At 63.1% G+C, this 25,362-nt stretch carries 24 protein-coding genes and 1 pseudogene; 13 read left to right on the top strand and 12 right to left on the bottom strand.

Translation table 11 applies throughout. The annotated features are described in order from the left end of the window. The first annotated feature begins 54 nt into the window (after positions 1-54). The 4 genes from NKK51_RS03720 to NKK51_RS03735 all read left to right on the top strand — a co-directional run bounded on the left by NKK51_RS03720 (position 55) and on the right by NKK51_RS03735 (position 4,562). Positions 55-960, top strand: a complete 906-nt coding sequence (locus tag NKK51_RS03720; RefSeq protein WP_352551270.1) for a branched-chain amino acid ABC transporter permease — start codon at positions 55-57, stop codon at positions 958-960. A gap of 189 nt (positions 961-1,149) precedes the next feature. Beyond that, positions 1,150-1,734, top strand: a complete 585-nt coding sequence (locus NKK51_RS03725) for a TRAP transporter small permease subunit (RefSeq protein ID WP_127412900.1) — start codon at positions 1,150-1,152, stop codon at positions 1,732-1,734. After that, entirely contained in the window at positions 1,734-3,515 is a 1,782-nt protein-coding gene (locus tag NKK51_RS03730; protein WP_352551314.1) for a TRAP transporter large permease, read from the top strand. The genes NKK51_RS03725 and NKK51_RS03730 overlap by 1 nt, the downstream gene beginning before the upstream one ends. A gap of 18 nt (positions 3,516-3,533) precedes the next feature. Then, positions 3,534-4,562 (top strand): zinc-dependent alcohol dehydrogenase family protein, encoded by a 1,029-nt coding sequence (locus NKK51_RS03735; protein WP_352551316.1) that lies wholly within the window; start codon positions 3,534-3,536, stop codon positions 4,560-4,562. Between the two features lie 83 nt (positions 4,563-4,645). On the opposite strand, the gene NKK51_RS03740 is transcribed toward NKK51_RS03735, so the two are convergent. Further along, positions 4,646-5,755, bottom strand: coding sequence for a TRAP transporter substrate-binding protein (locus NKK51_RS03740; RefSeq protein WP_127408373.1), 1,110 nt, complete (start codon positions 5,753-5,755; stop codon positions 4,646-4,648). 263 nt (positions 5,756-6,018) lie between these two features. Between NKK51_RS03740 and NKK51_RS03745 the strand changes: the two genes are divergently transcribed. Then, a complete protein-coding gene (locus NKK51_RS03745; RefSeq protein ID WP_023813605.1) occupies positions 6,019-6,792 on the top strand; it encodes a gamma-glutamyl-gamma-aminobutyrate hydrolase family protein in 774 nt (257 codons plus the stop codon). Here the strand turns inward: NKK51_RS03745 and NKK51_RS03750 are convergent, their stop codons facing one another. The 5 genes and pseudogenes from NKK51_RS03750 to NKK51_RS03770 all read right to left on the bottom strand — a co-directional run bounded on the left by NKK51_RS03750 (position 6,793) and on the right by NKK51_RS03770 (position 10,846). Further along, the gene (locus tag NKK51_RS03750) at positions 6,793-7,197 is read right to left on the bottom strand and encodes a hypothetical protein (protein ID WP_032909483.1); all 405 of its coding nucleotides are present in this window, start codon (positions 7,195-7,197) and stop codon (positions 6,793-6,795) included. 77 nt (positions 7,198-7,274) lie between these two features. Then, on the bottom strand, positions 7,275-8,258 hold the full coding sequence (locus NKK51_RS03755; RefSeq protein WP_352551272.1) for a 2-hydroxyacid dehydrogenase: 984 nt from the start codon (positions 8,256-8,258) through the stop codon (positions 7,275-7,277). Next, entirely contained in the window at positions 8,255-9,277 is a 1,023-nt protein-coding gene (locus tag NKK51_RS03760) for a LacI family DNA-binding transcriptional regulator (RefSeq protein WP_183454510.1), read from the bottom strand. The genes NKK51_RS03755 and NKK51_RS03760 overlap by 4 nt, the downstream gene beginning before the upstream one ends. A 78-nt stretch (positions 9,278-9,355) precedes the next feature. Continuing rightward, positions 9,356-10,239: pseudogene (locus NKK51_RS03765) on the bottom strand (DMT family transporter). 199 nt (positions 10,240-10,438) lie between these two features. Further along, positions 10,439-10,846, bottom strand: coding sequence for a DUF2000 family protein (locus NKK51_RS03770; protein WP_127289754.1), 408 nt, complete (start codon positions 10,844-10,846; stop codon positions 10,439-10,441). A gap of 49 nt (positions 10,847-10,895) precedes the next feature. Here NKK51_RS03770 and NKK51_RS03775 point away from each other — a divergent pair, with 49 nt between their 5' ends. Then, a complete protein-coding gene (locus NKK51_RS03775; RefSeq protein ID WP_352551274.1) occupies positions 10,896-11,765 on the top strand; it encodes an AraC family transcriptional regulator in 870 nt (289 codons plus the stop codon). 24 nt (positions 11,766-11,789) lie between these two features. On the opposite strand, the gene NKK51_RS03780 is transcribed toward NKK51_RS03775, so the two are convergent. Together NKK51_RS03780 and NKK51_RS03785 are read right to left on the bottom strand one after the other, a co-directional pair. Next, positions 11,790-12,260: a MarR family winged helix-turn-helix transcriptional regulator gene (locus tag NKK51_RS03780; protein ID WP_127289750.1), complete on the bottom strand. Its 471-nt coding sequence runs from the start codon at positions 12,258-12,260 to the stop codon at positions 11,790-11,792. Between the two features lie 215 nt (positions 12,261-12,475). Then, a complete protein-coding gene (locus tag NKK51_RS03785; protein WP_352551276.1) occupies positions 12,476-13,222 on the bottom strand; it encodes an intradiol ring-cleavage dioxygenase in 747 nt (248 codons plus the stop codon). 198 nt (positions 13,223-13,420) lie between these two features. Here NKK51_RS03785 and NKK51_RS03790 point away from each other — a divergent pair, with 198 nt between their 5' ends. The 3 genes from NKK51_RS03790 to NKK51_RS03800 all read left to right on the top strand — a co-directional run bounded on the left by NKK51_RS03790 (position 13,421) and on the right by NKK51_RS03800 (position 15,797). Then, positions 13,421-14,479: a CobW family GTP-binding protein gene (locus NKK51_RS03790; protein WP_352551278.1), complete on the top strand. Its 1,059-nt coding sequence runs from the start codon at positions 13,421-13,423 to the stop codon at positions 14,477-14,479. Positions 14,480-14,523: 44 nt separating this feature from the next. Further along, a complete protein-coding gene (locus NKK51_RS03795; protein WP_502902437.1) occupies positions 14,524-14,676 on the top strand; it encodes a type II toxin -antitoxin system TacA 1-like antitoxin in 153 nt (50 codons plus the stop codon). 146 nt (positions 14,677-14,822) lie between these two features. Then, the gene (locus tag NKK51_RS03800) at positions 14,823-15,797 is read left to right on the top strand and encodes a WD40 repeat domain-containing protein (protein ID WP_352551279.1); all 975 of its coding nucleotides are present in this window, start codon (positions 14,823-14,825) and stop codon (positions 15,795-15,797) included. A gap of 6 nt (positions 15,798-15,803) precedes the next feature. On the opposite strand, the gene NKK51_RS03805 is transcribed toward NKK51_RS03800, so the two are convergent. Beyond that, positions 15,804-16,256 (bottom strand): hypothetical protein, encoded by a 453-nt coding sequence (locus NKK51_RS03805; RefSeq protein ID WP_352551281.1) that lies wholly within the window; start codon positions 16,254-16,256, stop codon positions 15,804-15,806. 156 nt (positions 16,257-16,412) lie between these two features. Between NKK51_RS03805 and NKK51_RS03810 the strand changes: the two genes are divergently transcribed. The 4 genes from NKK51_RS03810 to NKK51_RS03825 all read left to right on the top strand — a co-directional run bounded on the left by NKK51_RS03810 (position 16,413) and on the right by NKK51_RS03825 (position 21,998). Next, entirely contained in the window at positions 16,413-17,792 is a 1,380-nt protein-coding gene (locus NKK51_RS03810) for an aspartate aminotransferase family protein (RefSeq protein WP_352551283.1), read from the top strand. A 32-nt stretch (positions 17,793-17,824) separates the two neighbouring features. Continuing rightward, on the top strand, positions 17,825-19,210 hold the full coding sequence (locus NKK51_RS03815) for a glutamine synthetase family protein (protein WP_031213699.1): 1,386 nt from the start codon (positions 17,825-17,827) through the stop codon (positions 19,208-19,210). Between the two features lie 86 nt (positions 19,211-19,296). Then, a complete protein-coding gene (locus tag NKK51_RS03820) occupies positions 19,297-20,532 on the top strand; it encodes a putative DNA modification/repair radical SAM protein (protein WP_352551284.1) in 1,236 nt (411 codons plus the stop codon). A 2-nt stretch (positions 20,533-20,534) separates the two neighbouring features. After that, on the top strand, positions 20,535-21,998 hold the full coding sequence (locus NKK51_RS03825; protein WP_128302780.1) for a UdgX family uracil-DNA binding protein: 1,464 nt from the start codon (positions 20,535-20,537) through the stop codon (positions 21,996-21,998). 63 nt (positions 21,999-22,061) lie between these two features. On the opposite strand, the gene NKK51_RS03830 is transcribed toward NKK51_RS03825, so the two are convergent. The 3 genes from NKK51_RS03830 to guaD all read right to left on the bottom strand — a co-directional run bounded on the left by NKK51_RS03830 (position 22,062) and on the right by guaD (position 25,361). Beyond that, positions 22,062-23,327: a glycerate kinase type-2 family protein gene (locus NKK51_RS03830; RefSeq protein ID WP_352442654.1), complete on the bottom strand. Its 1,266-nt coding sequence runs from the start codon at positions 23,325-23,327 to the stop codon at positions 22,062-22,064. Next, the gene (locus NKK51_RS03835; RefSeq protein WP_352551286.1) at positions 23,324-23,827 is read right to left on the bottom strand and encodes a heme-degrading domain-containing protein; all 504 of its coding nucleotides are present in this window, start codon (positions 23,825-23,827) and stop codon (positions 23,324-23,326) included. The genes NKK51_RS03830 and NKK51_RS03835 overlap by 4 nt, the downstream gene beginning before the upstream one ends. Before the next feature lie 217 nt (positions 23,828-24,044). Next, positions 24,045-25,361, bottom strand: a complete 1,317-nt coding sequence (gene guaD / locus NKK51_RS03840) for a guanine deaminase (RefSeq protein WP_352551288.1) — start codon at positions 25,359-25,361, stop codon at positions 24,045-24,047. Position 25,362 lies beyond the last annotated feature (1 nt).

A 25,362-nucleotide genomic window follows, 5' to 3' on the forward strand; every position in this document is an offset into this window, starting at 1 on the left:
ATGTCGTTGGCCAAGACCGCTTCGCACTTTTGGCGGCATGCTTCGAGGTTTTGCATGCTCTATTTCTTCCAGCAGGTGTTGAACGGGCTGCACTCGGGCGCGCTTTATGCGCTGCTCGCCTTTGGTTATGTGCTGACCAACGGCATCCTGCACCGCACCAATCTCGCCTATGGCGCATTGTTCGCCTTTTGCGGCCAGACGATGATCCTGACCGCGGCCTTCGGCTATCAGATGCTGTGGCTGACGCTGCTGGCGGCGGTGGCGCTCGGCGTCGTCGCTGCGTTCTTCTATGCTGCGCTGATCAGCCACGTGCTGTCGCGCAGTGTCTTCGAACCTTTGGCCGACCGCACGCCAAATGCGATCGTGGTGACGACGCTCGGCATCCTGCTGCTGCTGTCCGAAGCGAGCCGCATCGCCGCCGACACGCATGATCTGTGGCTCCCGCCGATGCTGGCGCAGCCTATCGTTTTCGCGCAGGGCGCGACCTTCAAGGCGACGCTGACGCTCATCCAGCTCATCGACTGCGCGGTGGTGCTGACGGCAATCGTGCTGGCCAGCCGGGCGTTTGCCCGGTCGAGCTTCGGCCGGCGCTGGCGTGCCGTCTCCGACGATCCCAAGACGGCGGCGATGTGCGGCGTCGACGTACGCGCGGTGTTCCGGCACGCGGTGCTGTTCGGCGGCTTCTGCGCCGCGCTGGCCGGTGTGATGGCCGGGCTCTATTACGGCAATGTCAGCTTCGGCTCGGGCCTCGTCTACGGGTTGAAGATCCTGTTCGTGACGGCGGTCGGCGGCTATCTCTCGCCGTCGCGCGCAGCACTCGGCGCGGCCGCCTTCGGTATGGCCGAATCGCTGTGGGCCGGCTATTTCCCGGTCGAGTGGCGCGACGCGTGGATGTATCTGTTCCTGGTCACGACGCTGATCCTGATCGGCGCCGGCCGCGACACCGGCAAGCTCGCCTGAGCCATCAGACTTTGGTTGCATGACGCGGGGGCAGACCGCCAGTATCCGGCACTGCCTGCCAAGCGACGATATTTTGCCGCCTCTATCCTTGTTGACCCGTCAGTCCACGCGCGGCATACCGTTGGACCACGCGGCGTGACGGACAAAAAGGGGGAAGCCGGCACGCCTCCGGTACAAGGGAGGAAATGCATGGCAGGGCTTCTTGCTCTATCCAGGACTATTGATCGCGCCAACGAATTCATCGGCAAATGGATATCGTGGCTGATCCTGCTGGCGATCCTGGTGAGCGCCGCCAACGCCATTATCCGCAAGGTGTTCGACATATCCTCGAACGCCTGGCTCGAGCTGCAATGGTACCTGTTCGGCGCCGCCTTCATGTTAGCCGCCGCCTATACGCTGAAGCAGAACGAACATATCCGCATCGACATCGTCTACGGCCTGTTTTCACGCCGCGTACAGCACTGGATCGACCTGCTCGGGCATCTCTTCTTCCTGATGCCGTTCGTGACGCTGATGGTGATCTATTTCGTGCCCTATGTGTCGCTGTCGTTTCGCAGCGGCGAGATGTCCAACAATTCCGGCGGGCTGATCATCTGGCCGGCCAAGGCCATCCTGCTCATCGGTTTTTTCCTGCTCGCGCTGCAGGGCATCTCCGAAATCATCAAGAAGATCGCCATCATGCGCGGAGACATGGACGACCCCAATCCCTTCATATCGGTGCATGAGCAGGCCGAACTCGAAGCCAAGGCGCTGGCCGACGAGGTGCGCTCGTGATGGAGTTCATCGCGCAGAACATGGCGCCGATCATGTTCGCCTCGCTGATCATCTTCCTGCTGATCGGCTACCCCGTCGCTTTTTCGTTGGCCGCCAACGGCTTGATGTTCTTCTTCATCGGCGTGCTGCTGTCCCCCTATTCCGGAGGATCGATCAACCTCGCCTGGCCGCTCCTGCACGCATTGCCGGATAATTTCTACGGCAGCCGGGTGATGTCGAACGACACGCTGCTGGCCATCCCGTTCTTCACCTTCATGGGCATCGTGCTCGAGCGGTCGGGTATGGCCGAAGACCTGCTCGACACGATCGGCCAGCTGTTCGGGCCCATCCGTGGCGGCCTCGCCTATGCGGTGATCTTCGTCGGCGCGCTTCTGGCGGCGACCACCGGCGTGGTGGCGGCTTCCGTCATCGCCATGGGCTTGATCTCGCTGCCGATCATGCTGCGCTATGGCTATGACCGCCGGCTCGCATCCGGTGTCATCGCCGCCTCCGGCACGCTTGCCCAGATCATCCCGCCGTCGCTGGTGCTGATCGTGCTTGCCGACCAGCTCGGCCGCTCGGTCGGCGATATGTACGCGGGCGCGCTGATCCCAGGCCTCGTGCTCACCGGCCTCTATATGTCCTACATCCTGATCATGTCGATCATCCGGCCGAACTCGATGCCGGCGCTGCCGCTCGAGGCTCGTACACTCGGCCATGGCGTGATGTCGCTGCTGGTGGCTTTGCTGGTCACATCAGCGGTTTCCTACGCGGCGTATCGTTATCTGGCGCCGGCGCATGGCGACAATGCCGACATTCTCGGCGCGACTGCCGGAGTGCTGTTCATCTACATCGTGGCCATTGCCGACAAACGTCTTAACTTCAACATGATGTCCAGGCTCGCGCAGCAGGTGATCATCGTGCTGATCCCGCCACTGGCGCTGATCTTCCTGGTGCTGGGCACAATCTTCCTGGGCATCGCCACGCCGACCGAAGGCGGCGCCATGGGCTCCGTCGGCGCCTTGTTCATGGCGGCGGCAAAGGGGCGCTTGTCGCTTGACGTCGTCAAGCAGGCGCTGGCCTCGACGACAAGGCTGTCGTCCTTCGTGCTGTTCATCCTGATCGGCGCACGGGTGTTCTCACTGACCTTCTACGGCGTCAACGGCCACATCTGGGTCGAGCACCTTTTGACGTCGCTGCCGGGCGGCGAGGTCGGCTTCCTGATCGGCGTCAACATGCTCGTCTTCTTCCTCGCCTTCTTCCTCGACTTCTTCGAATTGGCGTTCATCATCGTACCGCTGCTGGCGCCCGCCGCCGACAAGCTCGGCATCGACCTGATCTGGTTCGGCGTGCTCCTGGGCGTCAACATGCAGACCAGCTTCATGCACCCACCCTTCGGCTTCGCGCTGTTCTACCTGCGTTCGGTGGCCGCGCGCGTGCCTTATCTCGATCGTCTCACCGGCAAACAAATCGCGCCGGTGACCACCGGACAGATCTATTGGGGCGCGGTGCCCTTTGTCTGCATCCAGGTGATCATGATCGGGTTGACCATCGCCTTCCCGCAAATGGTGATGCACTACAAGGAAACGACCGTCGATCCGGGCACCATCGACTACAAGGTACCGGAGGTGCCCGGCCTGTCGCCGCTCGGCACGCCGCCGACGGATGGAGCGGCGCCCGCTGGTGGCGGCACGGCGCCGGCAGCTCCTGACCTTTCGCAACCCCCCACTTTCGGCGATCCGACACCGGCAAAGCCGGCAGCGCCACAGCCTGACCTGTCTCAACCGCCAAGCTTCAACTGAACCGGCATGGTCAAAACCATGAAAGCGGTGCGGCTGGAAGCAGTGGGCGGCATCACGCTGCGCGACGTCGACATGCCTGACATCGGTGCGGATGAGCTACTGGTGCGCATCGAAGCCTGCGGCGTCTGCGGAACGGATCGGCATCTGTTTCACGGCGAATTTCCGTGCACGCCGCCGGTGACGCCCGGCCATGAGTTCTCCGGCATCGTCGAGGCGATCGGAAAATCGGTCTCGGGTTTTGCCATCGGCGATCGTGTCACCGGCGACCCCAACATCGCCTGCGGGCGCTGCGCGCGTTGTCACGCGGGACAAGTCAATCTCTGCAGCAATCTGCGCGCCATCGGCATTCATCGCGACGGCGGCTTTGCCGAATACCTTGCCTTGCCGCAGAAGCAGGCTTTCGTCCTGCCTGCCGGCCTGAACCCCATGCACGGTGCCTTCTGCGAGCCGCTCGGCTGTTGCCTGCATGGCGTCGACCTTGCCGGGATCAAACCGGGCAGTTCGGTGGTCGTGCTTGGCGGCGGCGTGATCGGCCTGCTCACCGTGCAGCTGGCAAGATTGGCGGGAGCCACGACCATCATTCTGTCGACTAGGCAAGCTTCGCGGCGCGCGCTCGCCGAGGACCTCGGCGCGACGGTGACGATCGATCCAACCGCCGCCGATGTCATCGATGCCATCGCCGGACCGGCGGGGCTGGTGCCAGGCGGTGTCGACGTCGTCTTCGAATGCGCGGGCGTGCGCGAGACCGTCGAGCAGTCCATGCGGCTGGCCCGCGCCGGCGGCACCGTCGTCATCGTCGGCGTGACGCCACAAGGCATGAAGGCGGAATTCGAGCCGTTCGACCTGTTGTTCCGCGAACTGAGGGTGCTCGGTTCCTTCCTCAATCCCTACACCCACCGCCGCGCCGCCGAAATGATCGCTTCCGGTGCGATCGAGATCGACAGGCTGATCTCCAGGCAGGTGTCGCTTGAAGAAGCGCCAGCGGTGATCGCCAATCCGCCGGCGCCCGGCGAGGTCAAGGTTCTGGTGGTGCCGCGCCTAGGCTGAACCGCCGGCTTCGCCTCCCGGGATATACAGAAAAGCTCCCTGAGTGTTCCGCCCAGAGAGCTTTTGAGCAGAAGTCCGGCCGACTACAGCTTGCCGTTGCGCTGCTGGACCATCATGAAGGTGTCGTAATTGTATTCGGCCACCTGCGCCCAGAGATAATGCTCCTTGCGGAAGCCCTTGATCGATTCCCAGATCTTCTTGAACGGCGCGTTGGAGGCTTCCATTTCGGTATAGACCTCGTTGGCCTTTTCGAAGCAGGCGGCCATGATCTCCTGGCTGAACGGGCGCAGTTTCGCGCCGCCAGCCACCAGCCGCTTCACCGCCGCAGGGTTCAGATAATCGTATTTCTGCAGCATGTTGGCGTCGGCCGCCTGTGCGGCAGTGCGCAGCAGCGACTTGTACGTCGGCGAAAGTTCTTCGTACTTCGCCTTGTTGAACATCAGGTGGACGGTCGGACCGCCCTCCCACCAGCCGGGATAGTAATAATAGGGCGCGACCTTATAGAAGCCGAGCTTCTCGTCGTCATAGGGACCAACCCATTCGGCCGCGTCGATGGTGCCTTTCTCCAGCGCGGGATAGATATCACCGCCGGCGATCTGCTGCGGCACGACGCCAAGCTTCTGCACCACCTTGCCGGCAAAACCGCCGATTCGCATCTTGAGGCCGGAAAGGTCGGCCACCGTGTTGATTTCCTTGCGGAACCAGCCACCCATCTGGACGCCGGTGTTGCCGCCCGGAAGGCCGAAAAGGCCCTGCGTGGCGAGAAACTCGTTGAACAGGTCGATGCCGCCGCCATGGTAATGCCAGGCATTCATGCCGCGTGCGTTGAGCGAAAAGGGAACCGCCGCACCGAGCGCCCATGTCGGGTCCTTGCCCCAGTAATAATATGCCACCGTATGGCAGGCCTCGACCGTGCCGGCCGTGGTGGCGTCGGCGGCCTGCAGGCCAGGCACGAGCTCACCGGCAGCAAAAACCTGGATCTGGAAATTGCCGTCGGTGGCTTCCGACAGCATCTTCGAGAACACCTCGGCGCCGCCATAGATGGTATCGAGCGACTTCGGGAAGGACGACGCCAGCCGCCATGTCACCTTGGGATTGGACTGGGCGATGGCAGGCGCCGCCAGCGTGGCCGCCGCCGCCGCGGCACCGACGCCGGTGACACCGGCCTTGCGAATGAATGAACGACGATCCATGAACTTCCTCCCTTTTGGATCAACAGGCCGACGTCAGGAAATCCTCGGTTTCCCTGTCGGTTCGTTCGAGACAATACACGGGCAAGAAGTCGAGTCCAGCAGGCCGACCCGATTTGACGGCGAAGCCCAGCTACCCTGCAACTATAGTCTAACAGGCCATATCGTGGCCCATGCGACACGTTGAAACTTGGCATGGAAAAATGCCCGGCGATGGCCTATTTTGCAGGCAGGACATCCTTGCCCAGATGGAACATAGAGCCAAAATGCACCAGCCGCTCGTCGCCATATCGACCGACGTCCGTCAGTTCGACAACTACACCTGGCATGCAGCCCCACAACAATATCTGGAAGCGGCGATCACCGGCGCCGGCGTGTTTCCGGTGCTGGTGCCATCGTTCGGCGACCGGCTCGATTTCGACGAACTTCTGTCGTCGGTCGACGGCGTCATGGTCACCGGCTCGAAATCCAATGTGCACCCCTCGCTTTATGGCGGCGACGCCAGCGAAGCCAATGGCCCCTATGATCCGGCGCGCGACGCCACGACGCTGCCGCTCATCCGGCGGGCGATCGAACGCGGCGTGCCGCTGCTCGCCATCTGCCGCGGCATCCAGGAATTGAACGTGGCGCTGGGCGGCACGCTCGGCACCGAGATCCAGGAGCGCGAGGGTTCGCTCGACCACCGCGCACCGGTGAGCGACAAGCAGGACGAACGCTTCGCCATCCACCAGACCATTTCTATCAAACCCGACAGTTGCCTGGCCGGTGTGTTCGGTGCCGGCGACATCAAGGTCAATTCGTTGCACCGCCAGGCGATCGACCGGCTCGGCTCGAAGCTGCAGATAGAGGCCGTCGCCAGCGACGGCACAGTCGAGGCGGTTTCGGTGCGCGACGCCCGCGCCTTCGCCGTCGGCGTGCAATGGCATCCGGAATATTGGGTCAAGTCGGACAGCAATTCGGTGAAGATATTCCGTGCCTTCGGCGATGCGGTTCGGCTGCACGCCGCAGCGAAGGCTGGCGCACGGGCCGCAGCGGAATAATCAGTCGCCAGATTTCTTATCGCCTATGGCCGCCAGCGACAGCAGCGGCAGCGCCGGGGCATAGGATTCGTAGCCGTCGCCGTCGGCAGTCGCGAAGGTGACGATCGGATCGACGCCGTTGGCGCTGAAGGCGACCGTGCCGTCGTTTTGCTCGCGCCAGAACTTCGCCTGCTCTATGCCCGGCAAGAGCCGGCGGCATTTCGGAGCAACGGTGAGCAGCGACAAACCGTCCGAAATTTCAGCCCCGCGGCTGACTGCACAGACCGCCTCATCGCCATTGGCGACCAGCCTGTAGCTGTTGGACAGGGCGGCCTCGTTGGCCACGCTTTCCACGCTGCCGCCATGAAACAGCTGAATGCCACCAAACAGCGCTGCGGCAGCGATCAATGCGGAAAGTGCTTTCATCATTCTTCATCCACGTACACGGATAGGTTGAAGAATGATTCCAAAGGGTTAAGCTGACGTTAATAAGTGAGGCAGCCTCAAGCTCGCGCCTTGACTTCCGCCGTCTCGGGCACCGGGGTCAGCGGACGGCGCTCGGTGAACCAGGAGACCAGATTGTCGACGCAGAGATCCGCCATGGCGCGGCGGGTATGGTCCGAGGCCGAGCCGACATGCGGCAGTAGCGAGGTGTTGGGCGCATCGAGCAGCGCCTTGGGCACGTTCGGTTCGTCGGCAAAGACGTCGAGGCCGGCGGCGGCGATGGTGCCGGTGACAAGGGCTGCCGCAAGCGCTGCTTCGTCGACAGTGCTGCCACGGCCGATGTTGACGAAGACGCCGTTGGCGCCAAGCGCCGACAGGATCTCGGCATTGACCGCGTTCTCCGTCGAGGCGCCCCCCGGCACGACCGAAATCAGCGTATCGACGGCTTCGGCAAGCCCTTTCAGGGTCGGGTGGTACTGATAGGAAAGGCCTTCGACACGGCGCCTGTTGTGATAGGCGACCGGCAGGTCAAAGGCTTCCAGACGCCGGGCGACGGCCTGCCCGATGCGGCCCATGCCAAAGATACCGACCTTACGCCCGCGCAAGGTCAGCCGGCTCAGCGGATAGTTGCCCTTGCGCACCCAGCTGCCGTCGCGCAGCCAGGTTTCGGCGCGCGGCAGGTCTCGGACGGTGTTGATCAGCAGCCCGATGGCGGTGTCGGCGACCTCCTCGGTCAACACGTCAGGCGTGTTGGTGACCATGATGTTTTTCGCGGCCGCATGGCCGACATCGACCGAATCATAGCCGACGCCGAAGGAAGCGATGAGTTCGAGATTGGGCAGTGCATCCATCATCGCCGCGTTGATGCCGGCGAACGAAGCGATGCCACGCACCTTGCTGCGCATCTCGTCGGTAACCAGGGACGGATCGGCGCGTGCGATCGGGACAGGCCTGAATGTGTGATTGATGCGGTCGACCGCGTGGTCGTTGAAATCGCCCGGCACCAGGATGGCGACGGTCTGCAGCTGTTCGGCCTTGGTCATGCACGCTCCACCGGCTTGCCGGTCGACTGACGCACATGCAGTTCCGGCTTGATCAATTCTTGCGAAGGCCGCACCGTCTGCCCGTTGAGCTTGTCGAGCAGTGCGCTGGCGGCGCGGCGGCCAACCTCGCGCTGGCCGTTCCAGACGGTGGTCAGCGCCGGCGTCGCGATCGCCGCCTCTTCGAGGTCGTCATAGCCGGTGACCGAGATGTCGACGCCCGGCACCAGGCCGGCACGGGCAATGCCGTTCATCAGGCCGATGGCGACAAGGTCGTTCCAGCAGCAGGCGGCCGTGGGCCTGTCCTTCAGCGCCAGGAACTGCCCGGCGGCCTCGAAACCGGCTTGCTTGGTGCGCGGGCCGGCGATGCGCCAGGACGGCCTGACTTCCAGCCCGGCCGCGTCCATGGCGTTGACATAGCCCTGGTAGCGGTCGCGGCCGGTCGAGGTCTGGTCGGTGCCGCCGATCATGGCGATGCGCTTGTGGCCGAGCGAGATCAGGTGGTTGGTGGCGAGGCCTGTTCCATAAGAGTCGTCGCCGCGGAAGACCGGCACGTCGGCGCCCTCGACAGTGCGCGCGATCAGCACCGCCGGCAGGCCGTTCTCCTCGGCCATCACGATGTCGGAGGCCGGCGTGCCGATGGCCGGCGACATGATGACGCCGTCGGCGCCGAGCTGCAAAAGCGTGTCGATGAACGTGCGCTGCTTTTCGAGCTGATCATAGTGGTTGGACAGGATGAAGGTCTGCCGGCTGCGGTCGAGTTCGCTTTCGATCGAGCGCAGGATCTCGGCGAAGAACGGGTTCATGATGTCATGGACGACGACGCCGACAATGCCCGACCGCGAGGTGCGCAGGCTGGCGGCGCGGCGGTTGTAGATATAGCCGATGGCGCGGGCATGTTCCTTGATGCGATCGCGGGTGGCCCCGGCAACCAGAGGGCTGTCGCGCAGCGCCAGCGAGACCGTGGCCGTGGACACGCCGAGCGCATCCGCGATCGTCGAAAGCTTGATTTTCTGTGCCAGCGCCTTGCGCTCCCCCGGACCTGAATTTCCAGACCTAAACTGTTTAAAGGCGGCGTTATGCCACCGATCGGGGGCAAATCAAAGTTTTTTTGCCAACGCTTCGGCCTCGACATCCGAGGCGGCACGGCTCTGCAGCCGAAGCCGATGCTCGCGATGGACTATGTAGAGGCCGCTGGCGACGATGATGGCGGCGTCGACCAGCGTCCAGCGGTCGGGAAACTGCTTGAAGACGATCCAGCCTGAAATGATCATCCACACCATCTGCGAATAGGGATAGGCGCCAATGCCGTGGTTGTCGCCAGCCGGTAGGCCTGGACCAGCAGCCAGTGGCCGACGCCGCCGAACACGCCGAGCATAAGCAGCACGAACCAGTGCCAGCCGTCATGCGGCAAGGAAAACGAAAACGGCAGCAAAGGCAACAACAGCAGCGCCGGCGCCAGCGCCGAGAACAGGATGAGGCTCTCCGATGTCTCGGTCGCCGACATGCGGCGCGTCATGACGACGTAGAAGCAGTTCGACAGCATCGAGCCGAGCGCGAAGAGATGTCCGATGCCGAAAACGTCGACGCCCGGCCGGGTGATGATGAGGACGCCGGCAAAGGCCGCCAGGATGGCCAGCCAGCGCCGCCAGCCGGCCCACTCGCCAAGCAGCGGACCGGCCAGTGCCGTGATCACCATCGGCCCGAAGAAATAGATCGAGGTTGTCTCGGCCAGTTGCAGGGATTTGAGCGCCAGCACATTGAAGATGGTCGATCCGAACAGGAACGCGCCACGCAAGATATGCGCCGGCAGGTTGACCGGACGAAACCGCACCGGTTCGCGCCAGCCGCGCAGCAGCGCGCCGACCAGCACCACATGCACGGCAAAGCGCACCCAGGCAACGACCAGCACGGAAACGCCGGCAAGGACGAGGTATTTGCTTGATGTGTCGAGGAAGGTGAAGCAGACATAGGTGGAAAGCATGCACAGGATCGCCACCGGGGGCGTCGCGCTTTCTACATGTCTTTGGGGAGCACTCACTTGCAGGCCGGTGGGAAGCTGGGCTGAAGCCCACCTTTGCGGGAATTGCCGGCTCCCGGCAAGGCAATTGTCGGCTGTCGCCACGCCAAAGCCGGCTGGCACAACAAGTGTCGGCGGCAGGCTTAGTCGATACCTTTGAAAGCTACGGGTGCATACGGGTGCCCTTGGTGATCTTGTCGACCAGCTTCTTCTCGGCGCGAAGCGCGATCCCGACCACCTTGGCGTCTTCAGGCGCGAATTCGGCGAAGACGGCGCGGTTGGCCGCGTCAAAGCCGGTCGAAAACATCTCCTCGACATAGAGGGAGGTGGTCACGCCGCGCTCCAGCGTGCGCCGGTGGATCGTGCCCAGCGTCGTCTGGTCGGCGGACAAAACGATGACCGGCTGGATCGACAGCGGGTTGTAGAGATTGCCGGCGCGGTCGTGATAGGGCTCGCCGATGATGTCGGGAAACTGGGCGACGATGCCGCTGGTCAGGAAAGCGGTGACGTTGAGTTTCTGCCAGACCGGCAGATCCTCCCGGAGCACGATTGCAAATTTCGTATCGAACATGAGACATTTGGCCATTCGGTTGTGCCCCAATGCGAGGCTGAAGGGGACGATGTCGCACGATCTAGACAGCCAGGCTTTCAAGGGTCTTGGACGTTTGTGCGTCGATGCGGCGGAAAACCGTATCATCTCCGCCCCCGATCCCGCAGGCATGGAGCGGATCGAGGCGCGCTTCCATGGCAGCGCGTTCGACCTGCATCGCCACGACACCTATGCGATCGGGGTGACGCTGCACGGTGTGCAGACGTTTCGCTATCTCGGCGCTGCGCGCCACAGCCTTCCGGGCCAGATCATCGTGCTGCATCCCGACGAGTTGCATGACGGCGGCGCCGGCACCGAGGACGGCCTGCGCTATCGAATGCTCTATCTGGAGCCGTCGCTGATGCTCGCCTGCCTTGGCGGCGATTCGCTGCCTTTTGTCAGGGATGGCGTGGTGACGGACGCGGCCTTTTGCGCAACGCTGCTTTCGGCGCTGGGGCCGCTGGAGCAGGAACTCGACGAGCTGTTCGTCGACGACTTTCTGACGCAACTGATGCAAAGCCTGATCCGGCATGGCGGCCAGCCGGCGAAGCCAATGACCAGGACGGCGTGGCGGGCGGCTGCGCTGGCGCGCGACTATCTTACGGAAAACCTGACCCGGCCGGTGCGCTCCGGTGAACTGGAAGCGGTAACCGGGCTCGACCGCTATGCCTTGTCGCGGCATTTCCGCGCCGCTTTCTCGACCAGTCCGCATCGCTTCCTGGTGATGCGCCGGCTTCAGCGCGCGCGGCGGATGATCGCCGCCGGCGAACCGTTGGCACAGATCGCAGTCGAAGCCGGCTTTAGCGACCAGAGCCATTTTATCAGGCAATTCAAGAAGGCATTCGGCATGACACCGGGACGCTGGTCGTCGCTGATCCAGGGCTCTGCCGCGGCGGCCTGATCGCCTGCCGCGACAATCCGCCGGTCAGTCGTCCGATTCGGCGTCGTCGTCGATGAGCACCAGTTCCTCGTTCGAGAGGTTGGCCTCGATGCGGGCAAGCAGTTTGAACAGCGACTTCTGGTCCTTCTTGTCGAGGCCCTTCAGCGCCTGCTTTTCGGTCTTCTTCACCGATTTCTCGATGGCATGGATGATGTCGCGACCGGTGTCGGTGAGGAAGATATGCGCCTGACGGGCATCGGCCGACGAAGCGCGCTTCTCCAGGAAACCCTGCGCCTGCAGCCGGTTGATGGTCTTGGTGATGGTCGGCGGGCGCACGCCGAGGCGTCCGGCAAGATTGCCCGGCGTTTGGCCGTCCTCACGGTCGAGCGACAGCATGATCTGGTCCTGGCCGGCATAGAAACCGTGCGCCAGAAGCCGGGCAGCCAGCGCCGTTCTTGCCAGCCTTGCCGCGGAATGCAGCCGGCTCATTGTCGCAGTCTTGTCCGCCTTGGCCATGGTCTTCCCTCTTCGGCCGTACCGGTGCGGGCAGCATAGAGGCAGCCGGCCGGTTGGCAATCGACGATCAAAAAGATTCCGGTGCTTCAAACAGCTTTGCCGGCAAGCATTGTGGTGTCCGCCGTGGCTAATGCCAGATGTTTATTTCAGTTAGATGACAAACGAATTCCCCGTCGGAGTTTTCGCCGCAAGCAGGGTGGTGGAGTGATCACCGCTCAGCCAGGCTTCACCGCTACGATCATCAGCGCCTGATAGGCATCCTCCAGCTCGCGCAGCGCGGCCTGCGATTGCGGTCCGGCCTGCCTGGCTATGCCGTCCGCGGCATTCGAGGTGTCGCGCTTGCCCGGCCGGTCGTTGTAGGGTGCGACCGTGGTGAAAATCTGCTCGCTGAGGCTGTCGGGGAAGAACAACTGACCGGTCATCACCGAATTGTCGTCGGGGAAGACCTTGAAATGGATATGGGTGGTGCGGCCGCGATACCAGCCGGGATAGATGGTGGCGAAGGAAACGATGCCGCTTGCGTCGGTCTTCTGCCAACCACGCAGGAAGGTCTGGCCCGACGTGTCGACGTCGCGGCCGTCACCCTGTCTGGGATAGCCGGAATAGGCGCCTTGCGCGTCGCAATGCCAGATGTCGACGCGGGCGCCGGCAAGTGGGCGGCAGTCCGCGTCGACGACCTGCAGCCGGACGTCAAGGGCAATACCTTTCTTGCCTTCGGTGACATCGGCACGTTCGAGTTTCGGGTCGAAATAGAACGGTCCCTCGGTCACTTCAGGCGTAATGGTGCAGACACCGGCGCCGTTTTCGAACAGAGCCAGTCCGGCATAAAACGAGGCCTGGGTAGCCGAAGGTTGGGCGGCTATCGCCGAGGCCGGCAGGAAGGCACCACCTCCGGCGGTGACCGCGATCAATCCGAGCGCCTGGCGCCGGCTCAATGAGAAAGAGGATGGCTTGCCGGACATATCTTGCCTCTCGAATTGGCCTTCCGCATCATGACTAGGCAATCACAGCGGCTCTCGCCAGTCAAAATCCGGCAATGCAGCAAGCCGGTTTGGCCCATCGGTTTGCCCCGTGCAAAAGCCCGGCGCACATCCTATATGGAACCGACAATCCTATTTCTTAGGCCGAATTTTCGCGGCCCAGCACTTTCGAGGCAAGCCATGAGCGACGTACAGACGCAGATCCCCGTAACCGTTCTCACCGGCTATCTCGGCGCCGGCAAGACGACGCTGCTCAACCGCATCCTGTCGGAAAACCACGGCAAGCGCTACGCCGTCATCGTCAACGAGTTCGGTGAAATCGGCATCGACAACGATCTGATCGTGGAATCCGACGAGGAAATCTACGAGATGAACAATGGCTGCGTCTGCTGCACGGTGCGTGGCGACCTGATCCGTGTCGTCGAGGGCCTGATGCGCCGCCCCGGCCGCTTTGATGCCATCGTCGTCGAGACCACCGGGCTGGCCGATCCGGTGCCGGTGGCACAAACCTTCTTCATGGACGACGACGTGCGCTCCAAGACCAGGCTCGATGCGGTGGTGGCGCTGGTCGACGCCAAGCATCTGCCGCTGCGGCTCAAGGATTCCAGGGAAGCCGAGGACCAGATCGCTTTTGCCGACGTCGTCGTGCTCAACAAGACCGACCTCGTCACATCAGAAGAGCTCGCCAAGGTCGAGGCGACGATCCGCGCCATCAATCCGGCCGCAAAGATCCATCGCACGACGCGAGCCGGCGTCGACCTGTCCGAAGTGCTCGACCGAGGCGCCTTCGACCTGTCGAGGGCGCTGGAAAACGACCCGCACTTCCTCGAGGCACATGACGATCACGATCATCATGACCACGACCACGATCATGACGGCCACGATCATCACCATCATGATCATGACGGGCACCACCATCACGCACATGCGTCCGACATCCATGATGTGACCGTGCAGTCGGTGTCGTTGCGCGGCGGCGAGATGGATCCGAAGAAATTCTTCCCGTGGATCGAGAAGATCACCCAGATGGAAGGCCCCAACATCCTGCGGCTGAAGGGCATCATCGCGCTCAAGGGCGATGATGAGCGCTATGTCATCCAAGGCGTGCACATGATCATCGAGGGCGACCACCAGCGCGCCTGGAAGGACGGCGAGAAGCATGAGAGCCGGCTGGTGTTCATCGGCCGCGAACTCGACGCCGAACGGCTGAGGAAGAGCTTTGACGCCTGCCAGGCGTAATTTTGCTCGGGTAGGAACAAGTGATGCCTAGATCGACCGATAGCATGACTGAGCATGAAGCCCAGCCCGCGATCGATGCCGCCGAGGTAGTGAGGGTGTCCGCCACCGATTTCGTGCGTATCCTCGATCTGCTGGAACGCCCGCCGAAGCCCAACGCCAAGCTACGCAAAGTGATAGCGGCGTTAAACACACTGTAACGGCACCCGCTTAACGCGAGGAGTCGATCGCGAAACAGCGCGATCGAACATCCTTCGATGGCAACCCTTATGGTTGCCGGAACCGCAAACGTCGAGTAAGCCGCCGGGTTGTCTCTGCAATCTCGTCCAGGTGAATAAAGATAACCATGCCAACCGTCGCCCCGCTTGATCTCCAGGGACATTGCATCGCCGCCGTCTTTCTCGGCGACGTGCCGCATTTTGCGATGGCCGACGGCGCCGTCCATCGGCTCGACCATGGCCACAAGACAGTTCAGGCCAATGACGGGGTGCTTGCCGCCTTCCATGATGCAGCCAATGACCGGCTGATCACCGGCGGCGAGGACGGCAAGGTGTTTGCCGTGAAGGCGGGCGGCGAGGTCACCGAATTGGCAAGCGCGGCCAAGAAGTGGATCACCAGCGTTGCCGCCGGGCCGCAAGGCGCCATCGCCTATGCCTCAGGCAAGACCGCCTTCGTGCGCTTCGCCGACGGCAAGACCAGGGAATTCGTCCATCCGCGTTCGGTCGAGGGGCTGGCCTTCTCGCCCAAAGGCATGCGCTTCGGCGTCGCCCGCTACAATGGCGCGACGCTGCATTTCCCGGCCGCAGAGGGCAAGCCGGTGGAACTCGAATGGGCCGGCGCCCATACCGGCATCACCTTCTCGCCGGATGGCGCCTTCCTCGTCACCACCATGCAGGAAAACGCGTTGCACGGCTGGAAGCTCGCCGACGGCAAACACATGCGCATGACCGGCTATCCCGGCAAGGTCAAAAGCCTGTCGTGGAGCGTGAAGGGCAAGTGGCTGGCGAGTTCCGGCGCGCCGGCGGCGATCGTCTGGCCGTTTTCAGGCAAGGATGGTCCCATGGGCAAGGCACCGCTGGAGCTCGGCACGCGCGGCAACGCCATGGTGACGGCTGTCGCCTGCCACCCGAGCCAGGATGTCGTCGCCGTCGGCTATGATGACGGCATGGTGATGGCGGTGCGTTTTGCCGACGCGAAGGAAGTGCTGTTGCGACGGCCGGGCAAGGGCGCCATCACCTCGATGATGTGGGACAAGGAAGAACGCCGTGTCGCCTTCGGCAGTGCCGCCGGCGACTGCGGCGTCATCGACATCACGGCCTGACCCCGCTCACTCCGCTCCGCACGACACTTTGCCGCTGATTTCAACCGGTTTGCCGTCCTGGTCCGTATCCGCCGCGGCGTCGTAGATGGCGAGCGTATAGTTCCCGTCATAGACGCCTTCGTCGCTGGTCTTGGTCAGGATCGTCAGTTCGACCGAGTTGATCTTTTGCGCGGCCTCGTGCTCACGATAGATGTTCAGCCGCAATTCCTTGCCGTCGAGCCAGTACTGCGTCAGGTTGGAATCCCCGAACACGGTCTTCCGCAGGCTGTCGCCGGCAGGCCGGCTCAGAATTTCGAGGTTGCCGCGAAAGTTGAAGGTCGGCCCGCCCATGCCTCTGGTGACGCCTGCCTCGACCTCGAATGTCGCCGCCGTGTCCTCGGTGGAGCACCAGATGCCACCCGACGCGAAGGCAGCGCCAGCCGACGACAGAAGCATTGCCACACACATGATCGTTCGCATTTTACCCCTCCACCTCAATTCCCGCTCATATTGGCGCTGACTTCGGCAGCACGGTCAAGCGCCGCCGCCAAAGGCTGAGCCAACGCAGGGCAGATGCGCGGCCAATTGCGGATGCGGACACGGATTGGCTAAGAGGGATCGACCAGAGGGGTTTTCATGCACAGCGACACGTCCAACACGTCCATCGGCGGCATCGGCCGCGACCGCATTGCCGATTTGCGCGAAACCGAGGGGGCAGCCTTCCGCAAGGCGCGGCCAAAATCGCAAGCCAAGATCGGCAACGGCCTGCCCGGCTTCTTCGGCGGCGTGCCGATGCACTGGATGAACGACTGGCCCACGCCATTTCCGATCCTGGTCGACAGCGCCAGGGGTGCAACGATCATCGACATCGATGGCAACCGGCTCGATGATTTCTGCCTTGGCGACACCGGCTCGATGTTCGGCCATTCGCCGCCGCCGGTGGCACGCGCCATCTGCCGCCAGGCCGGACGCGGCCTGACCTATATGCTGCCTTCGGAAGATGCGCTGGCCATAGGGCCGCTGCTGCAGCAGCGCTTCGGCATGCCATTCTGGCAGATCGCGACGACGGCGACCGACGCCAACCGCTTTGCGCTGCGTGTTGCCCGTGCCGTCACCGGCCGCGAAAAAATCCTGGTCTTCAACGGCTGCTATCATGGCTCGGTCGACGAAACGATGGTGCGGCTGATCGACGGCAAGCCCGTCAACCGGCCAGGATTGGCGGGCGAGTTCCGCGACTTGACCCGCACGGCCAAGGTCATCGAGTTCAACGATATCTCAGCACTCGAAGCCGCGCTCAGGGATAAGGACGTCGCCTGCGTCATCGCCGAGCCGGTGCTGACCAATTCCTGCATGGTGCTGGCCGATCCGGGCTACCATGACGCCCTGCGCAAACTGACGCGCCAAACCGGCACGCTGCTTCTGATCGACGAGACGCACACGATCTCGACCGGCCCCGGCGGCTACACGATGGAATATGGCCTCGACCCGGACTTCTTCGTCCTGGGCAAGCCTATTGCCGGCGGTGTGCCGGCAAGTGTGTGGGGCATGAGCGACGACGTTGCCTCACGCTACGCCGACTACAACAGGACCAAGGAGCCGGGCTATTCCGGCATGGGCACGACGCTCTCGGCCAACCCGCTGCAGTTCGCGGCGATGCGCGCCACGCTCGAAGAGGTGATGACGCAGGAAAATTACGACCGGATGGATCATCTGGCGCGGCGGCTCGATGCCGGGCTGACCGGCGTGATCGACCGCTATCGTCTGCCCTGGCATGTTTCCCGTGTCGGCGCTCGTGTCGAGTTCATCTGTGCGCCCGGTCCGCTGCGCAATGGCGCCGAGGCGGAAGTGGCGCATGCACCGGAACTGGAGGCTGCCATCCATGTCGCGCTGGTCAATCGCGGCGTGCTGATCGCACCTTTCCACAACATGATGCTGATCTCGCCGGCGACCACTGGGACCCAGGTCAACCGGCTGATCACCGCCTTCGGCGCGGTTGCGGCAAAGCTTGCGGCATGAGACAAGCGGCGATGGTCCACCCCAATGCCATGATGACCTCACCTTCGGGCTCGACGTCAGCCGAGGCGCAAGCCTTTCTCGACGCCCATCCCGAGATCGAAGCCTTCGATATCGTGCTGACCGACGCCAATGGCGTCGGCCGTGGCAAGATCGTGCGCCGGCATGAGCTGAAAAGCATCTTCGAGGGCGGCCGCCATATGCCGATCTCGATCCTCGGCCTCGACATCACCGGCGAGGATGTGCACGAGACCGGGCTGATCTGGACTACCGGCGACGGCGACCTACGCGCCTGGCCGATCCCCGGCACGCTGGTGCCGCTCTACGGCACGAGCCCGCCGCGCGGCCAGTTGCTGATGGCGATGTACATGCTCGACGGCCGGCCGATGTCGTCGGACCCCCGGCTGGCGCTGGCGCGGCAAGTCGACATCCTGGCGGCCAAGGGTCTCTATCCGGCCGGCGCCTTCGAGCTCGAATTCTTCCTGCTGGCCAATGAGCGCGACGCCGACGGCAAGGTGCAGCCGGCGCGCGCGGTTCTCGATGGCCGCGTCTCGGGCAAGACCGAAGTCTATTCCGTCGATCATCTGCACGGCATGGAGCCGCTGTTTTCCGACATCTATGCGGCGGCCAAGGCGCAAGGCATTCCGGCCGAGACGGTGATTTCCGAATATGCGCCCGGCCAGTACGAATTGACGCTGAACTACCGCAAGGACGTGATGCGGGCGGCCGACGACCTGGTCATGCTGAAGCGGCTGGTGCGGGCGCAGGCGCGCCGCCATGGCGTTACCGCCTGTTTCATGGCCAAGCCGATTGAGAAATATGCCGGCTCGGGCATGCATTTCCACGTCTCGCTGCAGGACAAGGCCGGAAGAAACGTCTTTGCCGAAGCCGGTGGCGAGAGCTGGTCGCTGCCGCTGCTGCAGGGGCTTGGTGGCCTCATCCAGACGATGGCGGAATCGATGCTGGTGTTTGCGCCGCACGCCAATTCCTGGCGGCGTTTCGTCTCGCAATCCTATGCGCCGGTGGCGCCGACCTGGGGCGTCAACAACCGCTCGGTGGCGCTACGCGTGCCGGCAGGCGACGCGAAGAACCGGCGCATCGAGCACCGCCCGTCCGGCGTCGACGCCAACCCTTATCTGATCGCCGCGACCGTGCTCGCCGGCATCATCAAGGGCATGGATGAAGGCCTCGATCCGGGCCCCGAAACGACCGGCAACGGCTATGAGGCAGCGGTCACGCGCACGACCATGCCTGTCGACTGGCGCGCCGCGATCGAAGCGGCGCGGACGTCCAGCTTCCTGAAGAACGCGCTCGGCGAGGACCTGCACCGGACCTTCGTGGCGATCAAACAGTCCGAGTATCTGCGGGTGGCACGCACGGTCAGCGAACTGGATTACCACCTCTATCTGCACGAGGTTTGATGGATTCATGATGGGCGGCGATCACTTTTTCGCCGCCTCCATCAAATGAGGTAGCGGATCTCCTGTTCAGAACATATCATGAACATATGAACGCACTTACCGTCCGTGAAAAGCTGGCGATCCTCTCCGACGCCGCCAAATACGATGCCTCCTGCGCCTCTTCCGGTGCTGCAAAAAAGGATTCCTTGAAATCCGGCGGCATCGGCTCCACCGAAGGCATGGGCATCTGTCATTCCTACGCGCCGGATGGCCGCTGCATTTCCCTTCTCAAGATCCTGCTGACCAATTTCTGCATCTACGATTGCAGCTATTGCATCAACCGCTCGTCGTCCAATGTGCGGCGCGCCCGTTTCACCATCGAAGAGGTGGCGAAACTGACCATGGATTTCTACAGGCGCAACTATATCGAAGGCCTGTTCCTGTCCTCCGGCGTCGTCCGCTCACCGGACGAGACCATGGGCGAGATGGTCGAGGTGGCACGCCGGCTGCGCTTGGAGGAGAAGTTCTCCGGCTACATCCATCTGAAGACGATCCCGGAAAGTTCGGCGGAACTGGTCGAGAAGGCAGGGCTTTATGCCGACCGGTTGTCGATCAACGTTGAACTGCCGACCGATGAGGGCGTGAAGCGGCTGGCGCCCGAGAAGAAGCCGGAGACAATCCGGCTTTCCATGGCCAGGCTGCGCCAGAAGATGGAGGAGAAGGCTGAGCCGACTTTGAAGACCAAGAAGCGCGAACGCTTTGTGCCGGGCGGTCAGTCGACGCAGATGATCATCGGCGCCGACAAGACATCCGACGACGGCATCCTTCACACCAGCGCGCGGCTCTATGGCAGCTATCATCTGCGGCGCGTCTATTACTCGGCTTTCAGCCCCATTCCGGATTCGTCATCGTCGCTGCCCTTGCTGAAACCACCGCTGATGCGCGAGCACCGGCTCTATCAGGCCGACTGGCTGATGCGGTTCTATGGGTTTTCACAGCCGGAAATCCTTGCCGGGAGCAGCGACGGCATGCTCGATCTCGCCATAGACCCGAAGCTCGCCTGGGCGCTGCGCAACCGGGGACAGTTTCCGGTCGACATCAACCGCGCCGACCGCGAAGCGCTGCTGCGGGTGCCGGGTCTCGGCACCAAGGTGGTGGCGAAGATTTTGGAGACGCGCCGGCACCGGCGCATGCGGCTCGAGGACGTCGGACGGATCTGCCAGTCGGTCGCCAAGCTCAGGCCCTTCATCATCGCCGAAGGCTGGTCACCTGGTGCGCTGACCGACAAGGCCGGCCTGCGCGACAGGATCGCCTACTCCTGCGAACAATTGTCGTTGTTCTGATCATGCGGCCGGCGCAACTCGATCTCGCCAGATACAGAGTTCGGCTCGACAGCGAGACGGATTTTGCCGGCTGGCGTGACGCGGCACGGCGGCTCGCCCTGAATGAGGTCAGGCCCGAGGACGTCGGCTGGCATGTCGCGCCGGGCTCTGATCAGGCAGAATTGCCTGAAGTGCCTGCGGGCGCGCAGCTCGTCGTGCCGCGCGACTTCATCGGGCATGCCGAAACGGCGTTCTGCCATTCCGATTCCGGCCGGTTTGCCTTTCTCTACAGAGTGCTTTGGCGATTGCGCGACGAGCCTAAACTGCTGGAAATCGCGTCGGATCCCGACACCAGGCGGCTTGAGACCATGGAAAAGGCGGTGCGGCGCGACAGCCACAAGATGCACGCCTTCGTGCGCTTCCGAAAAATCGGCGACGGTGCCGATGAGCGCTATGTCGCCTGGTTCGAGCCGGATCATTTCATCGTCGAGCGCAACGCCGATTTCTTCGTCAGGCGTTTCACCGGCATGCGCTGGACGATCCTGACGCCCTATGCCTCCGCCGATTGGGATGGCGAAAGGCTGGCGATGGGGCCGGGTGCTGCCAAGGGCGATGCGCCTGATCAAGACGACACCGAGGCGCTCTGGCGGACTTATTTCGAGAACATCTTCAACCCGGCGCGGCTGAAGGTGAAGGCGATGCAAAGGGAGATGCCAAAGAAATATTGGCGGAACCTTCCCGAGGCCTCGCTCATTCCAGACATGATCGCAGGAGCGGACAAGGCCGCCAAGGACATGATTGCGAAGATGCCGACAACACCCGCGCCGCACCACGCAAAGGTGCAGGCACGGCATTGGCCGAAGCAACAGCCTGCCGAGACGGCGGAGGACGATGCCGCAAGCACGATTTCCGAGTTGCGTGAGGTAGCGAAAGGCTGCCGTCGCTGCCCGCTTTGGCGCGACGCGACGCAGACCGTCTTCGGTGAGGGCCCCGACAATGCCAAAGTGATCTTCGTCGGCGAACAGCCGGGGGATCAGGAGGATCTCGCCGGCAAACCTTTCGTTGGTCCGGCCGGCAAGGTGTTCGATGCGATCCTGGACGATGCCGGTGTCGATCGGCAAAAGGTCTATGTCACCAACGCAGTCAAGCACTTCAAGTTCGAGCCGCGCGGCAAGCGCCGCATCCACTCCAAGCCGAATTCCGGTGAGATTCAGGCCTGCCGCTGGTGGATCGACCAAGAATTCGAGCTGATTAAGCCTAACCTCGCCGTGGCACTCGGCGCGACAGCGGCGATGTCGCTGCTCGGCAAGGCGATCCCGGTGACAAAGATGCGCGGACAAGTGATCGAGCGCGAGGACGGATTGCGCGTGTTCATCACCATCCATCCCTCCTTCATCCTGCGCATCCACGATCGGGCGGACAAGGAAGCCGAACGCGAACGGTTCCTGCAGGATATGAAGCTGGTGAAGCGGCTGATGGCCGCCTGATCAGTTTTGTTTTTGCGCGATTCCAGACGGAAAACCGCTTCACACTTCCTGGAATTGCTTCAGCTACCTGATCAGAATTGCCCTGAGATCGTTGACATTCGTACCGGTCGGGCCGGGTACGAAAAGATCGCCAACCGCGTTGAAGGCCGTCCAGGCATTGTTGCCGGCAAGCATAGCCTTGGCGTCCACCCCGGCTGCGCGCATGCGCGATACGGTCGAGCCATCGGCGAAGGCGCCGGCATTGTCTTCCGAACCGTCGATGCCGTCGGTGTCGGCGGCCAGCGCGTGAATGCCGTCGACGCCATTGATGCCGATGGCGAAGGCCAGCAGGAATTCCGAATTGCGGCCGCCCTTGCCTTTTGCGCGCAGCGTCACGGTTGTCTCGCCGCCCGACAGGATCAGCACCGGCTTTTGAAATGGCCGGTTGCGCGTCGCCACTTCGCGCGCGATCGCGGCATGGACGCCGCCGACTTCGCGCGCTTCGCCCTCGATCGCATCGGAGAGGATGATGGCTTCAACGCCTTGCCGTTTCGCTTCCGCAACAGCCGCTTCGAGCGACACCCCGGCCGAAGCGATCAAATGCACCTCGTTGCGCGAAAAGCGCTCGTCATCCGGGCTTGGCGCATCGGCGGCCGGCGAATTGATATGCGCCATCACCGAGGCCGGCAGTTTCATGCCATAGGCCGATATCGAGGCCAGCGCGTCTGCGCGGCTGCCTGTATCCGGTACGGTTGGGCCGGAGGCGACCATTGCCGGATTGTCGCCGGGAATATCGGAGACGATCAGCGACACCACCCTGGCCGGCCATGCGGCCGCTGCCAGCCTGCCGCCCTTGATGGTGGAAAGGTGCTTGCGGATGGTGTTCATCGCCGCGATCGGCGCACCCGAGGCGAGCAGCGCCTCATTGACGGCGATCTCGTCGGCCAGCGTCAAGCCGCCGGCGGGCGACGGCAACAGCGCCGATCCGCCGCCGGAAATCAGCGCCACCACTAGGTCATCCTCAGTCAGCCCCTGGACCTTGGCGAGCAGGCGCCGCGAGGCTTCCAGACCGGCAGCGTCCGGCACCGGATGAGCCGCCTCGATGATCTCGATGCGCTCGCAGGTCGCGCCATAGCCATAGCGGGTGACGACCAGCCCTTCGATCGGGCCGGCCCACACTTTCTCGAACGCTGCCGCCATCTGCGCCGAGCCTTTGCCCGCGCCGATGACGATGGTACGACCCTTTGGCTTGGCCGGCAGATGATCCCGGATGGTTCGTTCCGGATCGGCGGCGGCAACGGCGGCGTTGAAGATGGAGGTCAGGAAGGCCTTGGGATCGAGCACGGTCATTCGGCGTCCCGAGGCAATGCCAGCCCGCGCTTGTCGACGCCCAAATGATCGCACAGCGCATCGACGACGACGCCATGATCCTCCCGCTCCGGCAGTCCGGAGACGGCGATCACACCAATGACGCCGGCGCCCTTGACGGTCACCGGAAAGCCACCGCCGGCCAGCACGTAGTCGGCAATATCCAGCCCTTCGCCGATCTTGAAGCTGCGGTCCGGGCGCTGCTGTTCCAGCACCATGCGGTAGGTGCTTCTCAGGAACCGCTTGACCACATTGGTCTTGCGCCGCGCCCAGTCGGGGTTCGAGGCGTTCGAACCCGGCATCGCGGCGTAGAACAGCGGCCGGTCCCACAGCCTGATGTCGACTATGATGGGCAGGTTCTCGGCAATTGCACGATCGCGAATGGCGGAGCCGATTTTGAAAGCGACGGCCTCGTCGAAGGTGGCGAAGACAAGGGTCTCTTCCTGTCTCTTGATCAGAGCGATGTCGTCAGCAACGGCCATTTTCTTTCTCCGAAATCGTCACACGTCGTGTGTACGACAAGCTCCGCTCGGTCAAGCTTCCGTGGAGCGGCCCCTCATCCGGCCGCTTCGCGGCCACCTTCTCCCCGGTGGGGAGAAGAGGAAAGCGTCGGCACTGGCGATCTCCTCTCCCCTCGGGGAGAGGTCGGATTGCCCCGAATTGCCCTTGCAATTTGGTTGGCAATCCGGGTGAGGGTTCTTACCCCGCGATCATATCCGCCTTGGCTGGCCGCCCCGCCACATAAACCTCGCGGACAGTGCGGTCGTCACCCAGCGTTTGCAGGAGAAACAGTTCCTGCGCCAGCGTCTCGACCGTTTCCATCCTGAGCCGCATCGCCGGCGTTGCCCTGGCGTCCAGCACGACGATGTCGGCATCGCTGCCTTCATCCAGCGTGCCGATCTTGTCAGCCACCGACAGCGCCTCGGCATTGCCGCGCGTCATCTGCCAGAAGGACTGGAGCGGGTTGAGCTTCTCTCCGTTCAGCGCGATCACCTTGTAGCCCTCGTCCATGGTGCGCAGCATGGAGTAGTTGGTGCCGCCGCCGACATCGGTGGCAGCGGCGATCCGGACCGGCTTGTCGCGGCGCCGGAAGCGCTGGTAGTCGAACAGGCCGGAACCGAGGAACAGGTTGGAGGTCGGGCAGAACACCGCTACCGAGCCCGAGTCCGAAAGCGCATCCGCTTCGCGCTCCGACAGATGGATGCAATGTCCAAACAGGCTCTTTTTGCCCAACAGCCCGTAGTGCTCGTAAACGTCGGTATAGTCGCGCGACCACGGGTAGAGTTCCTGCGTGAAAGCGATTTCGGCGTGGTTTTCCGACAGATGCGTCTGCATGTGCAGGTCGGGATATTCCCGACACAGCGCGCCCGCCATCTCCATCTGCTCCGGCGACGAGGTGATGGCGAAGCGCGGCGTGATGGCGTAGTGCTGCCGTCCCTTGCCATGCCATTCCTTGATCAGCGCCTTCGTGTCGTCGTAACCCGATTGCGGTGTGTCGAGCACGCCGTCGGGCGCATTGCGATCCATCATCACCTTGCCGGCAATGTTGAGCATGTTGCGGTCATGCGACTCGGCGAAAAAGGCTTCGGCTGAAGCCTTGTGCACCGAGCAGTAGGCGGCGACCGTCGTTGTACCGTGGCGCACCATTTCGTCGAGGAACAGCCGCACGATGCGGCGGCCGTGCTGGGCGTTGGCGAACTTCGTTTCCTCCGGAAAGGTGTAGGTTTTCAACCAGTCGAGCAGTTCTGCGCCATAGGAGGCGATGACCTGCATCTGCGGAAAATGCACATGGGCATCTATAAAGCCGGGCAGCAGCAGATGCGGCCGGTGGTCGATTTTCTTCGCCGTCTCGCCGGCCTGCTTTTCAACATCGGCATAGGTGCCCGCAGCGACGATCCGGCGGTCGCGGATCAGCAGGCCGCCATCCTCCTCGTAGCGCCAGGCGGAATGATCGTCGATGGTCTGCGGCCAGCGCACGAAGGACAGCGTGCGGCCGCGCAGAAGTGTCGAGTTCATG

The sequence above is a fragment of the Mesorhizobium sp. M0011 genome (genome assembly GCF_040324155.1).
Lineage (GTDB): Bacteria > Pseudomonadota > Alphaproteobacteria > Rhizobiales > Rhizobiaceae > Mesorhizobium.

What these genes read in the sequence shown, in the direction of transcription:
- NKK51_RS03790 (WP_352551278.1), top strand. Translation starts at nt 13,421, where the DNA reads ATGAGCGACGTACAGACGCAGATCCCCGTAACCGTTCTCACCGGCTAT.
- NKK51_RS03805 (WP_352551281.1), bottom strand. Translation starts at nt 16,256, where the DNA reads ATGCGAACGATCATGTGTGTGGCAATGCTTCTGTCGTCGGCTGGCGCT.
- NKK51_RS03720 (WP_352551270.1), top strand. Translation starts at nt 55, where the DNA reads ATGCTCTATTTCTTCCAGCAGGTGTTGAACGGGCTGCACTCGGGCGCG.
- NKK51_RS03795 (WP_502902437.1), top strand. Translation starts at nt 14,524, where the DNA reads ATGACTGAGCATGAAGCCCAGCCCGCGATCGATGCCGCCGAGGTAGTG.
- NKK51_RS03775 (WP_352551274.1), top strand. Translation starts at nt 10,896, where the DNA reads ATGTCGCACGATCTAGACAGCCAGGCTTTCAAGGGTCTTGGACGTTTG.
- NKK51_RS03825 (WP_128302780.1), top strand. Translation starts at nt 20,535, where the DNA reads ATGCGGCCGGCGCAACTCGATCTCGCCAGATACAGAGTTCGGCTCGAC.
- NKK51_RS03755 (WP_352551272.1), bottom strand. Translation starts at nt 8,258, where the DNA reads ATGACCAAGGCCGAACAGCTGCAGACCGTCGCCATCCTGGTGCCGGGC.
- NKK51_RS03810 (WP_352551283.1), top strand. Translation starts at nt 16,413, where the DNA reads ATGCACAGCGACACGTCCAACACGTCCATCGGCGGCATCGGCCGCGAC.
- NKK51_RS03780 (WP_127289750.1), bottom strand. Translation starts at nt 12,260, where the DNA reads ATGGCCAAGGCGGACAAGACTGCGACAATGAGCCGGCTGCATTCCGCG.
- NKK51_RS03830 (WP_352442654.1), bottom strand. Translation starts at nt 23,327, where the DNA reads ATGACCGTGCTCGATCCCAAGGCCTTCCTGACCTCCATCTTCAACGCC.
- NKK51_RS03835 (WP_352551286.1), bottom strand. Translation starts at nt 23,827, where the DNA reads ATGGCCGTTGCTGACGACATCGCTCTGATCAAGAGACAGGAAGAGACC.
- NKK51_RS03785 (WP_352551276.1), bottom strand. Translation starts at nt 13,222, where the DNA reads ATGTCCGGCAAGCCATCCTCTTTCTCATTGAGCCGGCGCCAGGCGCTC.
- NKK51_RS03735 (WP_352551316.1), top strand. Translation starts at nt 3,534, where the DNA reads ATGAAAGCGGTGCGGCTGGAAGCAGTGGGCGGCATCACGCTGCGCGAC.
- NKK51_RS03750 (WP_032909483.1), bottom strand. Translation starts at nt 7,197, where the DNA reads ATGAAAGCACTTTCCGCATTGATCGCTGCCGCAGCGCTGTTTGGTGGC.
- NKK51_RS03820 (WP_352551284.1), top strand. Translation starts at nt 19,297, where the DNA reads ATGAACGCACTTACCGTCCGTGAAAAGCTGGCGATCCTCTCCGACGCC.
- NKK51_RS03745 (WP_023813605.1), top strand. Translation starts at nt 6,019, where the DNA reads ATGCACCAGCCGCTCGTCGCCATATCGACCGACGTCCGTCAGTTCGAC.
- NKK51_RS03800 (WP_352551279.1), top strand. Translation starts at nt 14,823, where the DNA reads ATGCCAACCGTCGCCCCGCTTGATCTCCAGGGACATTGCATCGCCGCC.
- NKK51_RS03730 (WP_352551314.1), top strand. Translation starts at nt 1,734, where the DNA reads ATGGAGTTCATCGCGCAGAACATGGCGCCGATCATGTTCGCCTCGCTG.
- NKK51_RS03770 (WP_127289754.1), bottom strand. Translation starts at nt 10,846, where the DNA reads ATGTTCGATACGAAATTTGCAATCGTGCTCCGGGAGGATCTGCCGGTC.
- NKK51_RS03725 (WP_127412900.1), top strand. Translation starts at nt 1,150, where the DNA reads ATGGCAGGGCTTCTTGCTCTATCCAGGACTATTGATCGCGCCAACGAA.
- guaD (WP_352551288.1), bottom strand. Translation starts at nt 25,361, where the DNA reads ATGAACTCGACACTTCTGCGCGGCCGCACGCTGTCCTTCGTGCGCTGG.
- NKK51_RS03740 (WP_127408373.1), bottom strand. Translation starts at nt 5,755, where the DNA reads ATGGATCGTCGTTCATTCATTCGCAAGGCCGGTGTCACCGGCGTCGGT.
- NKK51_RS03815 (WP_031213699.1), top strand. Translation starts at nt 17,825, where the DNA reads ATGACCTCACCTTCGGGCTCGACGTCAGCCGAGGCGCAAGCCTTTCTC.